This is a genomic window from Streptomyces sp. NPDC001020, from assembly GCF_053599115.1.
In genome coordinates this window covers 1-14,637 of sequence record NZ_JBSFLQ010000025.1, presented here as the reverse complement: position 1 = coordinate 14,637, position 14,637 = coordinate 1, and the positions used below count along the sequence as shown (strand labels likewise).

Here is a 14,637-nt window from a genome sequence, read left to right as displayed (position 1 = left end):
GGGCGCGTGGGGCGGGCGGCAGGTGTGGTGTCAGCCCTGGTGGTGCAGGGACTCGACGGCTGCGGAGGCGATGGCCGCCGCCACGAGTGCGAGTGCCGGAACGTCCAGCTTCCATTGCTGCCAGTACAACGGCACGTCCAGCCGTCGCCCCGGGGCCAGTTGTGTGAGCGCTCCCGACCGCAGCAGCGGTTCCGCTTGCGGCTCTGGGACCAGGCCCCAGCCAAGACCGGCGGCCACTGCGTCGCAGAACCCCTCCGACGTGGGTACGTAGTGCCGGATTCGGCCGGCGTGTGACCCGTCCGGCGTGAGGGATCGCACGAACCGGTCCTGCAGTTCGTCACGCCGGTCGAAAACGATCACGGGCGCGTCGGGCAGGCAGCGCTCCAACGGTCCGGCCGACAAATGGCGCGCCGCGAACTGCGGGCTCGCCACCGGCAGGTACCGCGCAAGGCCCAACGAACGCACCGTGCAGCCCACCACCGGCTCCGCCGACGACGTCACCGCCGCCATCACCCGTCCCTCGCGCAGCAGCGCCGCGGTGTGCGCCTCGTCCTCGCGGTGCAGGTCGAAGCAGATCGGCGGGTTCTGTGGCACCCGCGTCAGGGCCGGCAGGAACCAGGTGGCCAGGGAATCCGCGTTCACCGCGATGGGCAGCCGGGTCGGACCCGAATCGGTCGCGATCCCCAGCTCCATGTGCATATCCCGTTCGAGGGCGGCCAGTTGGCGCGCGAACCGCACCACCACCTGTCCGGACTCCGTCGGCCGGACCGGCTTGGTGCGCGTGAGCAGCACTCGCCCGGTGCGCTGCTCCAGCGTCTTGATCCGCTGACTGACGGCGGAAGGTGTCACGTGCAAGGCGGCAGCCGCGGCGTCGAAGGTGCCCTCGTCGACGACGGCGAGCAGCGTACGTACCTGGTCGAAAGGCAGCTCGTTCATCACGTCAGCTAATGTTAGATAAGAAACTTTAGCTGTACTAATGCCGCGCTGATCCATAGCGTCGAATGACATGAACAGCGGCATCCTCCCGGCAGCCATCGCCGGATTCAGTACAGGCCTGTCCCTCATCGTCGCCATCGGCGCGCAGAACGCCTTCGTTCTGCGCCAAGGGGCGCGTGGGCAAGCCGTTCTCGCGGTGGTCGGCATCTGTGCCGCGTCCGATGTGGTCCTGATCGCTCTCGGCGTGGCCGGGCTGGGCGCCGTGGTCACCGCGTGGCCCGCCGCACTGACCGTGGTCGGCCTGGCCGGCGGCGGCTTCTTGACCTGCTACGGCATCCTGGCCGCGCGTCGGGCACTGCGACCCGCCTCCGTCCAGGCGCTGACGACGAGGGGCACCTCGGCGGGCTCCGTTCGCACCGCGGTGCTCACCTGCCTGGCCTTGACCTGGCTCAACCCGCATGTCTACCTGGACACCGTGCTGCTGCTCGGTTCGGTCGCCGCCGACCGAGGCTCGATGCGCTGGTCCTTCGGCCTCGGCGCGATGCTGGCGAGCTTGGTGTGGTTCGCCGGCCTCGGCTACGGTGCCCGACTCCTCAGCGGAGTCCTGTCACGCCCCGTCGCCTGGCGGGTGCTGGACACCATGGTCGCGGCCACCATGCTCGCCATGGGTGCCATGCTGCTGGCTCGCACCTTCTGATAACGGGGTGTTCCGGGAGAGCCGCGGCGGTCAGCGAGGGGGCGACAGCCGAGGGCCGGGGTCTGGCCGGCCACCGCAGTCCCCCCGAACCTCCCACGACGCGCAACGCACGTAAAGGAACGGAGCGGTTGGTCGTGCCCTTTCCCGCTGGCAAAATGGGTGCTCCGGATCAAGGAGACGCGTCATGCCCGCCCGCCCCAGCCTTCTGTACGTGACCGATCTGGCTTACAAGGCTCGGGGACGGCGCTACTGCGACGAGGACATCTTCCTGTCCTCTCGTCTGCGCACGGACTTCGACATCGCGTTGTGCCACCCGCTCGATGCCGCGGCCTTGATGGACCGTTTCGATGCCGTCGTCGTCCGCAACAGCGGACCGGTGCTGCATTACCAGAAGGAGTACGACGCATTTCGCGAGCAGGCCATTGCGCAGGGTAACCGTGTCTACAACCCGCTGACCGGCCGGGCCGACATGGCGGGCAAGCAGTACCTCCTGGACCTGACCCGAGCCGGATACCCGGTCATCCCCACCGTCGACCAGCCCCTGGACCTGGGCCGCCTGCCCGCGGCCGACCAGTACGCGGTCAAGCCGAAGGCCGGGGCGGACTCCATAGGCCTGGCCTTCGTGTCCCGCGAGCAACTGGATGACCTCGCCTACGGCAGCATCCTGGTCCAGCCCCGCATCGACTTCCGCTACGAGGTGTCCTTCTACTACGTCGACGACATTTTCCAGTACGCCCTTCACGCTCCCGACCCCGATCGGCGCTGGGTCCTCGAGCCCTACACGCCCACGGAAGCCGATCTGGCCTTCGCTCGGCGCTTCATCGACTGGAACGCGCTGGACCACGGCATCCAGCGCGTGGACGCCTGCCGTACCCAGGAAGGCGACCTGCTCCTGGTCGAGTTGGAAGACCTCAATCCCTACCTGTCCCTCGACCACGTCGGCGACCAGACCCGGGACACCTTCGTCACCAGCATGACGGCTTCCCTGCACCGGTTCCTGGATGCCGGGACCCCGGGCGAGGCAAGCCGGTAGACCGGAGAGAATGGCGGCGGAGCGGCGGTGTCGCGTCGGACCACGGAGGTGCTTGTGGGGCTGCGGACCCGGATCGCGGACGAGCTCAAGGCGACCGTGCACGGTGGGGACCTCAAACTGGAGCGCTACGAGGAGCCGGTCGGTGATCCCGGGCTGCTCAAGATCGCCCCGGGTGACCCCGCCTGGCGGGTGCACGGACATCTGACCGGCATGCTCACCGGCGGGTTCGCGGCGCTGATGCTCCAGTCACTGCATCCTCTGGCCATGGCCGGGGTCGACCAGTACTCGGATTTCCGGTCCGACCCGACCGGTCGGTTCATCGGCACCGCGCGGTTCATCACCACGACGACCTTCGGCTCCGCGTCGGCCGCACAGGAGGCGATCGCTCTGGTGCGCCGGATTCACACCCGGGTGCGGGGTACCGCCCCGGACGGCCGGCCCTACCGTGCGGACGACCCCGAGCTGCTGACCTGGGTGCACACCGCGGAGGTACGCAGCTTCCTGGTGGGGTACCAGACGTACGCGCCACGGCGGTTCCGGCTCACGCCCACCGAGTGCGACACGTACTACCGTCAGGTCGCCCCGGTCGCCGAGCTGCTGGGCGCGGAGAAGGTGCCGCGCAACTCCCAGGAGGTCGAACGCTACCTGGTCCGAATACGTCCCCGACTCCATGCGACCCAAGCCGCGTTGGAATCCGTGCGGTTTCTTCGCGGCTTCGGCCGGACCGGACGGGAGCGGCTGGTCGTGGGCCTGTTGATGAATGCCTCGGTCGGACTCCTTCCGGGCTGGGCGCGGGACGAACTCGGCATTCATCGTCCGCCGGCGGTTCGGTCCTGCTGGGACCGGCCGGTGGCAACGGCGCTCGGCCGCACGATCGAGTGGGCACGCGGCCCTTCCGAGATCCATGCCGCTACGCGGCGCCGATTGACTTCGGTGCCGCCCAAGGACGCTCGACAGGTGTGACGGACGCCTTTCCGCGTCGCCCGCCGGTCAGCCAGTCGCTCCTTCCGCGTGCCGTGGCCGGACCCGCCGGTGCCTGCCCCGCACCGTACAAAGTCCTGCGGGAGCGGTTCAGGCGTGAGGCGCGGGTAGCCGCGGCCCTCCAGCATCGGGGTGTCACCGTCGTGCACGACTTCGGCGAGTGTGACGGGGTGCTGTTCCTCGTCATGGAGTTACTGGAGGGACGCGACCTCAGCCGGCTCCTGGAGGACAACAAGCACCATCCGCTGCCGGTGCCGGACGTCGTCGACATCGCCGACCAGGTCGCCGCGGCGCTCGCGTACACACACCGGCAAGGCATCGTGCACCGCGACCTGAAACCCGCAAACATCGTGCGGACCGTCGACGGCACAGTGAAGATATGCGACTTCGGCATCGCTCGCCTCGGCCACGACATCGGCCTCACGGCACGCCTGACCGGCACCGGCGTCGCGATGGGCACGCCCCATTACATGCCCCCGGAACAGATCGGCGGCGACCCCGTCGACCAGCGCAGCGACCTGTACTCGCTGGGGTACGTGCTCTACGAGATCGCCACCGGTGTGCCCCCGTTCGACCGGGACGACGCGTGGGCGATCCTCCTCGGGCACCGTGACACGCCGCCCGAACCGCCACGTAGTCACCGGGCCGACCTCCCCGAGTTCTTCGAGCGGATCATCCTGGACCTGCTGGCGAAACGTCCGGAGGAGCGCCCCCGCGACGCGAGCGAGCTGGGCCGCCGGATCAGCGCGGCCCGCGCCCCCGCCCCGTACGTGCCCACGATGGTGTCGCCTCCGGTGGCAACCGCCGCCCGGCCACCGTCCCGCGAACCCCGGCTGCCGTCCTGGACCCGTGGCATGACCACCGGTCACAAGGCGACCGGCAACAACCTGCGCGCCACCCCGCCGGACCGCGCGGCCGGCCTCACCGACGACTGGATCGCTCGCCCCGGCAGGGGCTGCCCGGCCGAGCCCGTGCGCGCCGAACGACCCACGCCGCCACCGGAGGTGATCGGCGCCCTGGCGAGCCGGCACAACGTGGCCCTGAACCTGGGACGGCTCGGTCGCTGGAGCGAGGCGGGCGAGCTGCACCGCGCGGTCGCCGCAGAGCGCGAACAGCTCCTCGGCCCTGAGCATGCCGATACGCTCGCCAGCCACTACGAGGTCGGTTTCACGCTCAGCCGCACCGGCCGCCCCGCCGACGCGCTGCACGAGTACACGCATGTCGCCCGGGGTCGGGAGCGGCTGCTCGGCCCCGACCACCCCGACACCCTGGCGGCCCGTCACGAGGTCGGGATCAGCCTCGGCCGACTCGGGCGCACCGCGCAGGCTCTCACGCTCTACCGCGAACTGGTCGACGACCGCACACGCGTCCACGGTCCGGCGCATCCGGAGACCCTCCGTGCCCGCCACGGCCTCGGCGTCAACCTGGGCTGCCTCGGCCGCTGGCAGGAGGCACTCGCACAGGCCCGTGACGTGTGCGTTCTCCGCGAGCGGGTGCTCGGCCCCGAGCACCCGTCCACCCTTGTCAGCCGCCGTGAGGTCGCCGTCGGCCTCGGCTGGCTCGGCCGCTGGGCCGACGCCCTCACGGAGTACCGCCATGTGGCCGCCGCCCGCGAGCGCGTTTTCGGCCCCGACCACGTCGACACCCTCGCCAGCCGTACCGACGAGGCCCACTGCCTGGAACAACTGGGCCGCGACCAGGAGGCGGTGGAGCTGTACCGCAAAGTGGCGGTGCTCCGTGGGCAGCGCGCAGCGGACAGGCCCTGAACCACCGTGGCCCGACCCTGGCCGACGGGGATCATCGCGTGCTAGCAAGAACCATGCGTGCACACAAGGGATACGACGCCGTCATCATCGGCGGGGGCCACAACGGGCTGGTCGCCGCGGCCTATCTCGCGCGGGCCGGGCGGTCCGTGCTGGTCCTGGAGCGCCTGGACCACACCGGGGGCGCCGCTGTGTCCACGCGGCCGTTCGCCGGGATGAACGCGCGGCTGTCGCGGTACTCCTACCTGGTCAGCCTGCTGCCCAGGAAGATCGTGCGAGACCTGGACCTGGACTTCCGGGTGCGGGCGCGCGCGGTTTCCTCGTACACGCCCGTCGAGCGCGACGGGCGCCCCACCGGGCTGCTCGTCGGCGGCGGCGAGCGGCGCACCAGGGAGGCGTTCTCCCACCTCACCGGATCCGAACGGGAGTACGAGGCCTGGCAGCGCTTCTACGGGATGACCGCACGCGTCGCCCAGCGGGTCTTTCCCACGCTCACCGAGCCCCTCCCCACCCGGGACGAGCTGCGTCGCCGCATCGACGACGAGGAGGCCTGGCGGGCGCTGTTCGAGGAGCCGCTCGGCGTCGCCGTCGAGACACACTTCGCCGACGACCTGGTCCGCGGTGTCGTCCTCACCGACGCGCTCATCGGCACCTTCGCGGACGCTCATGACACCTCGCTGCGACACAACCGTTGCTTCCTCTACCACGTCATCGGCGGCGGAACGGGCGCCTGGGACGTCCCGGTGGGCGGTATGGGCGCGCTCACCGACACGCTGGCGGCGGCCGCGCGCGCCGCCGGAGCGGTGATCGCCACCGGGTCCGAGGCCGTACGGATCGAGACCGACGGACGCACCGCCGAGGTCACGTACCACGGCGCGGACGGCGAAGGCACCGTCTCCGCCGGGCACGTCCTGGTGAACGCCTCCCCGCAGGAGCTGGCCCGGCTCACCGGTGACACCCCGCCCACCCGGGCCGAGGGCGCCCAGCTCAAGGTGAACATGCTCCTCACCCGGCTGCCGGTGCTGCGGGACACCGCCGTGGACGCCCGCGAGGCCTTCTCCGGGACCTTCCACATCGCCGAGGGTTACGCGCAGCTGGCCGCCGCCCACGCCCAGGCGGCAGCGGGTGTGCTGCCCGAGGCGCCACCCTCGGAGATCTACTGCCACTCGCTCACCGACCCGACCATCCTCGGGCCCGACCTCGTCGAGCGGGGTTACCAGACCCTCACCCTCTTCGGTCTCCACACGCCCGCGCGACTCTTCGGACGCGACAACGACGGCGTACGCGAGGAACTGGTGAAGTCGACGCTGGCGCAGCTCGACGCCCACCTGGCCGAGCCCCTCGAGAGCTGCCTGGCCATCGACGAGGACGGGCGTCCCTGCATCGAGGCGAAGACCCCACTCGATCTGGAGCGCGAGCTGCGGCTGCCCGGCGGCAACATCTTCCACCGCGAGCTCGCCTGGCCGTACGCCCAGGAGGGCACCGGCCGCTGGGGCGTGGAGACCCGGCACGGCAACGTCCTGCTGTGCGGCGCGGGTGCGGTGCGCGGGGGCGGGGTGAGCGGGGTGCCGGGTCACAACGCGGCGATGGCGGTGCTGGAACGGCTCGCGGGGCCAACCGATCGGGCAGATGTCTGACCGGTCGATCGGCCCCAGCCGGTCGATCGTGGGGAAGGCGGGAGGGTCGTCCCGGCGTCAGTCGGTCGACGCGGTCCAGCCCGTCGCCTCGATCCGCGCCGCGTCCGCCGGCCGCATTCCGTCGAACACGACCCGCCCGCCGGCCTCGACCTTCAGCCCGTCCACATACGCGCCCCGGCCCACGTACAGCGTGTCGGTCGTGTACCGCCATCGCAGCGTGAGCCGCGCCGCCGCCGGCAGGTTCGCGGTGAGCCGGTGCCACGCCCGCTCCGACCAGCCGGTGACCGAGCCGGAGGGATGCCGCTCAGGATCCTGGCCGTCGCGTACCGTCGTGAACGGCACCGCCTCCCAGTTCGCGCCGCCATCACGGGAGGCCTCCAGGAAGACCGAGTCCGACGCCGGTTCGGTGTCCCACCACAGGCCGCACCGCAGCCGGGCGTCACCACCGCCGGTGTCCAGCGCGGGCAGCGTGAGGACCGCGGAGGTCGAGTTGGCCATCCCGGAGAACCAGGCCGTACGTCCGCGTGCCGGCCGGACGGGTACGGCCCGCGCCAGGTTGTTCCCCGCGGCCACCCGGGGCGCGGAACCGGACCGCCAGGTGCGCACGGGATGCACGGAGTTGCCCAGCACGATCAGGAAGGAGTCGGTGGTCGGGTCGAGGACGAGGCACGTGCCTGTGAAGCCGGTGTGGCCCGCCGTGCGAGGCGTGGCCATGGCGCCCATGTACCAATGCTGGTAGAGCTCGAAGCCCAGCCCGTGTTCGTTTCCCGGGAACGCGGTGTTGAAGTCGGTGAACATCAACTCCACGGACTTGGGCTTCAGGATGCGCGCGGTCCCGTACGCGCCGCCGTTCAGCAGCGTCCGGCCGAGCACCGCCAGGTCCCACGCGCTCGAGAACACGCCCGCGTGGCCGGCGACACCGCCGAGGCTGTAGGCGTTCTCGTCGTGCACCTCTCCCCAGACGAGCCCTCGGTCGAGCCCGGACCAGGGCTTGCGGGCGTCCTCCGTCGCCGCGATCCTCGGCTTCCAGGAGGCCGGCGGGTTGTAGCGGGTGCTGCTCATCCCGAGGGGAGCGGTGATCTCCTTGCGCAGCAGGGATTCCAGGGGCTGACCGGTGATCGCCTCCAGGACGAGCTGGAGGGAGATCAGGTTCAGGTCCGAGTAGAGGTAGACCTTGCCGGGCGGGTTCAGCGGCGCCTCGTCCCAGATGAGCTGGAGTTTCGCCTCGCGGGTCGGCGCCTTGTAGAGAGGGATCCAGGCCCGGAAACCCGAGGTGTGTGTGAGGAGCTGACGGATCGTGATGTCCTGCTTGCCCGCGCCGCCGAACTGCGGAAGGTAGGAGGCCACCTTGGCCTCCAGTTCCAGCGTTCCGCGTTCCAGCTGCTGGACGGCGAGGATCGAGGTGAACAGCTTGGACACGGACGCCAGATCGAAGACCGTGTCCTGCGCCATGCGGATCTGCTGATCGGCCGGTAGTTCCACTCCGGTGTCGGTCTTCTCGTCGTACGCCGAGTAGCGCACCGCCGTTCCGATCGGCTGGTGCAGGGCCACCGTGCCGCCCCGCCCGGCGAGCAGCACGGCGCCCGCGTACCACGGGTGTTTGGGGGAGGGGCCGAGGAAGGCCTTTGCGTCGGTGACCAGGCGTTGCAGGGGTTCGGGGAGCAGACCCGCCTGCTGCGCGGAGCCGTGCCGCAGTACGGGGTGGCCGGACTTCTCAGCCGCGGCCGGGGCTGCGGCCGCGGCTGGGGTCCCCGCGAGCGGCGCGAGAATCAGAGCGCCGCCCAATGCCATCGTGGCGCTGCCCAGCCGACGTCTCGTCAAACCGCTGTCCGCTCTGTCCGCTCTCTCCGTCATGGTGAAGCCTCCTGCCGCGTCGCCTGAAAGAAACTTTCCGGTATCGCCGTGCGGAGTGAAAGATTCATGTCAGTGGAAGGGTGTGTCAAGCGGTCCGCGGAACGAGGACTCCGGCGCGTTCGACCGACTTCGCAGGGAAGACGCCCGGCCCTTGACCTTCCGTGAGGGACGCCACGAGGATCGCGTCAGGCTCCGGGTGAACCGAGCCCCACCTCACGGAGGAGCAAGGCATGACGGCGGGACGAAGCGTCACGGTCGACGGCATGCTGCGGCGCAGCGCCCGGCGCACCCCGGAGCGCGTGGCGGTCCGTTACGGCGACCGGTCGTGGACGTACGCGGAACTCGACGACGCGGTCTCCCGTGCCGCCCGGGCCCTGCGCGAGGCCGGGCTCGCCCCCGGCGACCGCGTCGGCGCCTTCGGTCACAACTCCGACGCGTACCTGATCGGCTTCCTGGCCTGTGCCCGCGCCGGACTGGTGCACGTGCCGGTCAACCAGAACCTGACCGGTGACGACCTGTCGTACATCGTCGACCAGTCCGGCTGCGCACTCGTCCTCGCGGATCCGGACCTCGCCGGGAACCTGGCCGAGGGCGTACCCGTGCTGCCGCTGCGCGACGCGGCCGACTCGTTGCTTGCGCGGCTCGCCACGACGGAGGCGTACGACGGGGCGGAGCCACGCGGCGAGGACCTGGTCCAACTGCTCTACACCTCCGGTACGACCGCGCTGCCCAAGGGCGCGATGATGACCCATCGCGCGCTGGTGCACGAGTACCTCAGCGCGATCACGGCCCTCGATCTGAGCGCGGGCGACCGGCCGGTGCACTCGCTGCCGCTCTACCACTCGGCACAGATGCACGTCTTCCTGATGCCCTGCCTCGCCGTCGGCGCGGAGAACATCATCCTGGACGCGCCCGACGGTGACCGGCTCTTCGACCTGATCGAGGCGGGTCGCGCCGACAGCGTGTTCGCGCCGCCCACCGTGTGGATCGGCCTGGCCGGCCGCCCCGACTTCGCCACCCGTGACCTGAGCGGTCTGCGCAAGGCCTACTACGGCGCCTCGATCATGCCCGTGCCCGTCCTGGAGCGCATCGAGGAGCGGCTGCCGAAGCTCGCCTTCTACAACTGCTTCGGGCAGAGCGAGATCGGCCCGCTGGCCATGGTCCTCGGGCCGGACGAGCACAAGGGGCGCATGGACTCCTGTGGGCGCCCGGTGCTGTTCGTCGAGGCGAAACTTGTCGACGAGTCGGGCAAGGACGTGCCGGACGGGGAGCGGGGCGAAATCGTCTACCGGTCACCGCAGTTGTGCGAGGGCTACTGGGACAGGCCGGAAGAGAGCGCCGAGGCCTTCCGTGACGGCTGGTTCCACTCCGGTGACCTCGCCGTCAGGGACGCCGAGGGGTACTTCACCATCGTCGACCGGGTCAAGGACGCCATCAACTCCGGTGGTGTGCTGGTCGCTTCACGGCAGGTCGAGGAGGTCCTGTACACCCACGAGGGGGTCGCCGAGGCCGCGGTGATCGGGCTGCCGGACGAGCGGTGGATCGAGGCGGTCACGGCGGTCGTCGTGCCACGCGGCGAGGTGACGGAGGCCGAACTCCTCGCCCACACGCGCGAGAAGCTCGCCCCCTTCAAGGTGCCCAAGCGGGTGCTGTTCGTGAACGAGCTGCCGCGCAACGCGAGCGGGAAGATCCTCAAGCGGGAGCTACGGGACCGGTTCGCGGGAGACTGAACTCAGTGTGGCCGCAGGTCGACGATGCGCCTGATCTTGCCCACCGAACGCTCCAGGGACTCCGGTTCGACGATCTCGACCTCGACCGAGACGCCGATCCCGTCCTTCACGGCGGCGGCGATGGCGACCGCGGCCGCCTCGCGCTGCTCGGGTGTGGCGCCGGCCCGAGCCTCGGCCCGCACGGTCAGCGCGTCGAGCCGGCCCTCGCGGGTGAGCCGGAGCTGGAAGTGCGGGGCCACGCCCGGTGTGCGCAGCACGATCTCCTCGATCTGGGTGGGGAAGAGGTTCACACCGCGCAGGATGACCATGTCGTCGCTACGGCCGGTGATCTTCTCCATCCGCCGGAAGGCGCGGGCCGTGCCCGGCAGCAGACGGGTCAGGTCACGTGTCCGATAGCGGATCACGGGCATGGCCTCCTTGGTCAGGGAGGTGAAGACCAGCTCGCCCTCCTCACCGTCGGGCAGCACCTCGCCGGTGATCGGGTCGACGACCTCGGGGTAGAAGTGGTCCTCCCATACGTGCAGGCCGTCCTTGGTCTCGACGCACTCCTGCGCCACGCCCGGACCGATGACCTCCGAGAGGCCGTAGATGTCGACGGCGTCGATGGCGAACCGCTCCTCGATCTCGCGCCGCATCTCCCCGGTCCAGGGCTCGGCGCCGAAGATTCCCACACGCAGGGAGGTGCTCCGCGGGTCGACGCCCTGGCGCTCGAACTCGTCGAGGAGAGTGAGCATGTACGACGGGGTCACCATGATGATGTCGGGCTTCAGGTCCTGGATGAGCCGCACCTGGCGTGCCGTCATGCCGCCGGAGGCGGGGATCACGGTGCAGCCGAGGCGTTCGGCGCCGTAGTGGGCGCCGAGACCACCGGTGAACAGACCGTAGCCGTACGCCACATGCACCGTGTCGCCGGGGCGGCCGCCGGCCGCACGGATCGACCGGGCCACCATGTCGGACCACATGGACAGGTCGTTGTCGGTGTAGCCGACGACGGTGGGGTGTCCGGTGGTGCCGCTGGAGGCGTGGATCCGCCGTATCCGCTCCCGGGGGACGGCGAACATCCCGTACGGATAGTTGTCCCGCAGGTCGGACTTCACCGTGAAGGGGAACCGGGCGAGATCGGCGAGCGTTCGGCAGTCGTCCGGATGGACCCCGGCCTTGTCGAAGGACTCCCGGTAGAAGGCTACGTGCGCGTATACGTGGCGCAGCGAGGCCCGCAACCGCTCCAGTTGCAGGGCCCGCAACTCCTCCGCGCCGAGCTGTTCCCCTTGGTCCAGCAAGTCCCGCGCATCCGCCATGGGGACGTCTCCCTCATCAATCACATCAATTCGGGCGACCGATCATTCGGTCGAACTGTTGGAGATCAGTAATCCAGCCCACCCGGCCGCAGGCAAGAGGTCAGCGGCGACTTTCTCCTCCGCGGAGTGGACCCGAGGTCGACATGACCCGTGCCTACCGGACCCTCGCCCCGGGAGGGAAACTCCTTGCTGTCGAACCGTCCCAGCCGTGAAGATCAGGGGCATGCCAGTCTTCGACGCGTACGACGGGACCCGACTTGCCTACCATCTGCGCGGCGAGGGGAAGCCACTCGTCGTGCTGCCGGGCGGACCCATGCGGGCCGGCGCCTATCTCGGGGAGCTGGGCGGGCTGGCCTCCCGGCGGCAGCTCGTGCTGCTCGATCTGCGGGGCACCGGCGACTCCGCCGTGCCCGCCGATCAGGCGACCTACCGATGCGACCGGCTTGTCGACGACGTGGAGGCGCTGCGCGCCCATCTCGGCCTCGAGCGCATGGACGTACTCGCGCACTCCGCGGGCGGGAGCCTCGCGATGCTCTACGCGACCCGGTATCCGGAGCGCGTCGCGCGGCTGGCCCTGATCACCGCCATCCCGTGGGCCCTCGGCATGCCCGCGACTGCCGGGGACCGGCTCGCGGCGGCCCGGCTGCGCAAGGACGAGCCCTGGTTCGAGGCCGCCTTCCCGGCGTTCGATGCATGGCTGGCGGGGCACGGCGACTTCGATGCCGCCTTCATGCCCTTCTTCTACGGGCGCTGGGACGAGGCGGCGCGCGCCCACGCGGACGCCGAAGAGGAGCAGACCAACGAGGCCGCGGCCGACGTCTACGGCTCCGACGGTGCCTACGACCCGCTTGCCACCCGGGCGGCGCTCGCACGGCTGACGGCGCCCGTTCTCCTCCTCGCGGGTGAACTCGACGGCGGGCCCCGCCCGGAACTCGTGCGCCGGGTCACCGAGGCCGTCCCACACGCCGAGTTCGCTGTGCAACCGGGTGCCGGCCACTATCCGTGGTTGGACGACCCCGACTGGTTCACGGCCCGTGTGGGTGACTTCCTCGCCGGACGACCGGCGTAGGCCCTGGCGCGGCGAGTGGCTTCCCGCCGGGCCGCGTCGCTCCTTCCCGAACTTCCGATTCCCGCCTGGAGAGCGGAGGCGCGCGGCGCCCCCAGGGCTCGCTCCTGAGTCTCTCGGCCGGCCTGGCGACCGGTCGCCGGCCTCCCGAGAGCATCCCCCTTCCGTGACCTGTTGGCGGTGGGACACGATCGCTAGGCTGGCCGCGGACGACGAATCGGGAGGAGCATGGACGTGGCCGAGAGCACCATCCAGCAGCAGTTGCTCACGGGCTGGGACAAGCCGGAGCTGGACCTCAGCAACGCCGACTGGCACTCCAGCAGTCGAGGGCTAGGGGATGTCCAGATCGCCTTCGTCGAAGGCTTTATCGCCATGCGCAACAGTGGCCGTCCCGAGAGCCCTTCCCTGATCTTCACCCCCGCGGAGTGGGGCGCGTTCGTGTCGGGCGCGCGGGAGGGGGAGTTCGACCTGACGTAAGCCGTTGCCCAGGGCTCTCCGTTCGGATCAAGCCGGATCCGACGAAAGACCCTGGCGGAATTTCCGGACACGCGGTCGGTGACCCCGTTCCGGGGCCGTCCGGTACGTCAGGCTGGCTCCGGAACGATCACAGTGGTGTGTGCCGGAGGCGAGGATCCCATGAGTACCCTGCCGGTCGTCGCGGCCGTCGACGGATCGGACGACAGCCTGCGCGCGCTGGAGTGGGCGCTGACCGCCGCCCGGCTGCGCGAGGCGCCGCTGCGTGTGGTCCACGTGCGGCAGTACGCGTCCTGGGCGCAGCCCGATGTCCTGGTCGCCGGCCCCCCGGACCCGGATGAGGACCAGGTGCTCGACGAGGTGAGGGCGTGGCTGGAAGGCCGGGCCGACCGCCCGGTCATGGAGTACCTGTCGCTGGCCGGCGCCCCGGCCGCGATGCTGCCCGAACTGGGCGGCAGCGCTCAGCTGATGGTGCTCGGCTCACGGGGCCGCGGCGGCTTCGCCAGTCTGCTGCTCGGCTCCTGCGGTGTGGCTGCCGCACGCGACGCCGACTGCCCGGTGGTCGTGGTGCCGCGCCCGGGGCGTCAGGTGCACGAGGGTCCGCCCGTCGCACCGGGGCCGCGTGTCGTCGTCGGCCTGCACGTCGAAAGTCCCGCCGACGCCACCCTCGCCTTCGCCTTCGCGGAGGCGGACCGCCGCGGTGCCCGGCTGCACGTGGTCGCCGCATACCCCTGGCCGCCGGCACGGATCTGGACGGCGCCCAGTGAACTGATCCCTCCGGGCGACGACGAGGACGCGGTGGAGGGCGAGACCCGGACCCTGGCCGCGGGCCTCCTCGCCATCCATCGGGAGCGGCACCCGGATGTGCGGGTCGAACTCTCGACCCCTCCCGGGGACGCCGCGGGTCACCTGGTAGCGGCCTCCAACGGCGCCGAACTGGTCGTCGTGGGCCGTCACCGTCGCCGCCTCCTCGCCCCTGCCCGCATGATCGGTTCGGTGACCCAGGCCGTCCTGCTCCACGCGGCCGGCCCCATCGCGGTGATCCCCCCGACGACCGAGCCTGCTCGCACCGACTAGGTGTTCTGTCCCGGGAGGTTGTGGACTGGTGATGCCGGTCTCGGCTGAGGATTCTTGAATGGGTGAGGGCCTTCCGGGTTCGGTGTGGATT

At 70.6% G+C, this 14,637-nt stretch carries 12 protein-coding genes; 9 read left to right on the top strand and 3 right to left on the bottom strand.

Going from position 1 to position 14,637, the window contains the following annotated elements:
• Nucleotides 1-30 precede the first annotated feature (30 nt).
• Nucleotides 31-936 (bottom strand): LysR family transcriptional regulator ArgP, encoded by a 906-nt coding sequence (locus ACWDEX_RS23260; protein WP_450465740.1) that lies wholly within the window; start codon nt 934-936, stop codon nt 31-33.
• A 70-nt stretch (nt 937-1,006) separates the two neighbouring features.
• Between ACWDEX_RS23260 and ACWDEX_RS23255 the strand changes: the two genes are divergently transcribed.
• The 5 genes from ACWDEX_RS23255 to ACWDEX_RS23235 all read left to right on the top strand — a co-directional run bounded on the left by ACWDEX_RS23255 (nt 1,007) and on the right by ACWDEX_RS23235 (nt 7,047).
• Nucleotides 1,007-1,633 carry a LysE/ArgO family amino acid transporter gene (locus tag ACWDEX_RS23255; RefSeq protein ID WP_450465739.1) on the top strand — a complete coding sequence of 209 codons (627 nt, stop codon included), beginning with the start codon at nt 1,007-1,009 and terminating at the stop codon, nt 1,631-1,633.
• A gap of 184 nt (nt 1,634-1,817) precedes the next feature.
• Nucleotides 1,818-2,666 (top strand): hypothetical protein, encoded by an 849-nt coding sequence (locus ACWDEX_RS23250; RefSeq protein WP_450465738.1) that lies wholly within the window; start codon nt 1,818-1,820, stop codon nt 2,664-2,666.
• Nucleotides 2,667-2,693: 27 nt separating this feature from the next.
• The gene (locus ACWDEX_RS23245; RefSeq protein WP_450465737.1) at nt 2,694-3,629 is read left to right on the top strand and encodes an oxygenase MpaB family protein; all 936 of its coding nucleotides are present in this window, start codon (nt 2,694-2,696) and stop codon (nt 3,627-3,629) included.
• A gap of 53 nt (nt 3,630-3,682) precedes the next feature.
• A complete protein-coding gene (locus ACWDEX_RS23240; protein WP_450465847.1) occupies nt 3,683-5,413 on the top strand; it encodes a tetratricopeptide repeat protein in 1,731 nt (576 codons plus the stop codon).
• Nucleotides 5,414-5,466: 53 nt separating this feature from the next.
• Complete coding sequence (locus tag ACWDEX_RS23235; protein ID WP_450465736.1) at nt 5,467-7,047, top strand: phytoene desaturase family protein; 1,581 nt, start codon at nt 5,467-5,469, stop codon at nt 7,045-7,047.
• A 57-nt stretch (nt 7,048-7,104) separates the two neighbouring features.
• Here ACWDEX_RS23235 and ACWDEX_RS23230 read toward each other — a convergent pair whose 3' ends face one another.
• Complete coding sequence (locus ACWDEX_RS23230; protein WP_450465735.1) at nt 7,105-8,901, bottom strand: serine hydrolase; 1,797 nt, start codon at nt 8,899-8,901, stop codon at nt 7,105-7,107.
• Nucleotides 8,902-9,131: 230 nt separating this feature from the next.
• Here ACWDEX_RS23230 and ACWDEX_RS23225 point away from each other — a divergent pair, with 230 nt between their 5' ends.
• Nucleotides 9,132-10,631 (top strand): acyl-CoA synthetase, encoded by a 1,500-nt coding sequence (locus ACWDEX_RS23225; protein WP_450465734.1) that lies wholly within the window; start codon nt 9,132-9,134, stop codon nt 10,629-10,631.
• 2 nt (nt 10,632-10,633) lie between these two features.
• On the opposite strand, the gene paaK is transcribed toward ACWDEX_RS23225, so the two are convergent.
• Nucleotides 10,634-11,929: a phenylacetate--CoA ligase PaaK gene (gene paaK / locus ACWDEX_RS23220; protein ID WP_450465733.1), complete on the bottom strand. Its 1,296-nt coding sequence runs from the start codon at nt 11,927-11,929 to the stop codon at nt 10,634-10,636.
• A 223-nt stretch (nt 11,930-12,152) separates the two neighbouring features.
• Here paaK and ACWDEX_RS23215 point away from each other — a divergent pair, with 223 nt between their 5' ends.
• The 3 genes from ACWDEX_RS23215 to ACWDEX_RS23205 all read left to right on the top strand — a co-directional run bounded on the left by ACWDEX_RS23215 (nt 12,153) and on the right by ACWDEX_RS23205 (nt 14,546).
• Nucleotides 12,153-12,998 carry an alpha/beta fold hydrolase gene (locus tag ACWDEX_RS23215; protein WP_450465732.1) on the top strand — a complete coding sequence of 282 codons (846 nt, stop codon included), beginning with the start codon at nt 12,153-12,155 and terminating at the stop codon, nt 12,996-12,998.
• Between the two features lie 231 nt (nt 12,999-13,229).
• A complete protein-coding gene (locus tag ACWDEX_RS23210) occupies nt 13,230-13,472 on the top strand; it encodes a DUF397 domain-containing protein (RefSeq protein ID WP_450465731.1) in 243 nt (80 codons plus the stop codon).
• 159 nt (nt 13,473-13,631) lie between these two features.
• Nucleotides 13,632-14,546 carry a universal stress protein gene (locus ACWDEX_RS23205; RefSeq protein WP_450465730.1) on the top strand — a complete coding sequence of 305 codons (915 nt, stop codon included), beginning with the start codon at nt 13,632-13,634 and terminating at the stop codon, nt 14,544-14,546.
• The last annotated feature ends 91 nt before the right edge of the window (nt 14,547-14,637 follow it).

Excerpts from the sequence above, each read along its gene's own strand:
- ACWDEX_RS23260 (WP_450465740.1), bottom strand. The coding sequence starts at position 936 with ATGAACGAGCTGCCTTTCGACCAGGTACGTACGCTGCTCGCCGTCGTC.
- ACWDEX_RS23255 (WP_450465739.1), top strand. The coding sequence starts at position 1,007 with ATGAACAGCGGCATCCTCCCGGCAGCCATCGCCGGATTCAGTACAGGC.
- ACWDEX_RS23250 (WP_450465738.1), top strand. The coding sequence starts at position 1,818 with ATGCCCGCCCGCCCCAGCCTTCTGTACGTGACCGATCTGGCTTACAAG.
- ACWDEX_RS23235 (WP_450465736.1), top strand. The coding sequence starts at position 5,467 with ATGCGTGCACACAAGGGATACGACGCCGTCATCATCGGCGGGGGCCAC.
- ACWDEX_RS23230 (WP_450465735.1), bottom strand. The coding sequence starts at position 8,901 with ATGACGGAGAGAGCGGACAGAGCGGACAGCGGTTTGACGAGACGTCGG.
- ACWDEX_RS23225 (WP_450465734.1), top strand. The coding sequence starts at position 9,132 with ATGACGGCGGGACGAAGCGTCACGGTCGACGGCATGCTGCGGCGCAGC.
- paaK (WP_450465733.1), bottom strand. The coding sequence starts at position 11,929 with ATGGCGGATGCGCGGGACTTGCTGGACCAAGGGGAACAGCTCGGCGCG.
- ACWDEX_RS23215 (WP_450465732.1), top strand. The coding sequence starts at position 12,153 with ATGCCAGTCTTCGACGCGTACGACGGGACCCGACTTGCCTACCATCTG.
- ACWDEX_RS23205 (WP_450465730.1), top strand. The coding sequence starts at position 13,632 with ATGAGTACCCTGCCGGTCGTCGCGGCCGTCGACGGATCGGACGACAGC.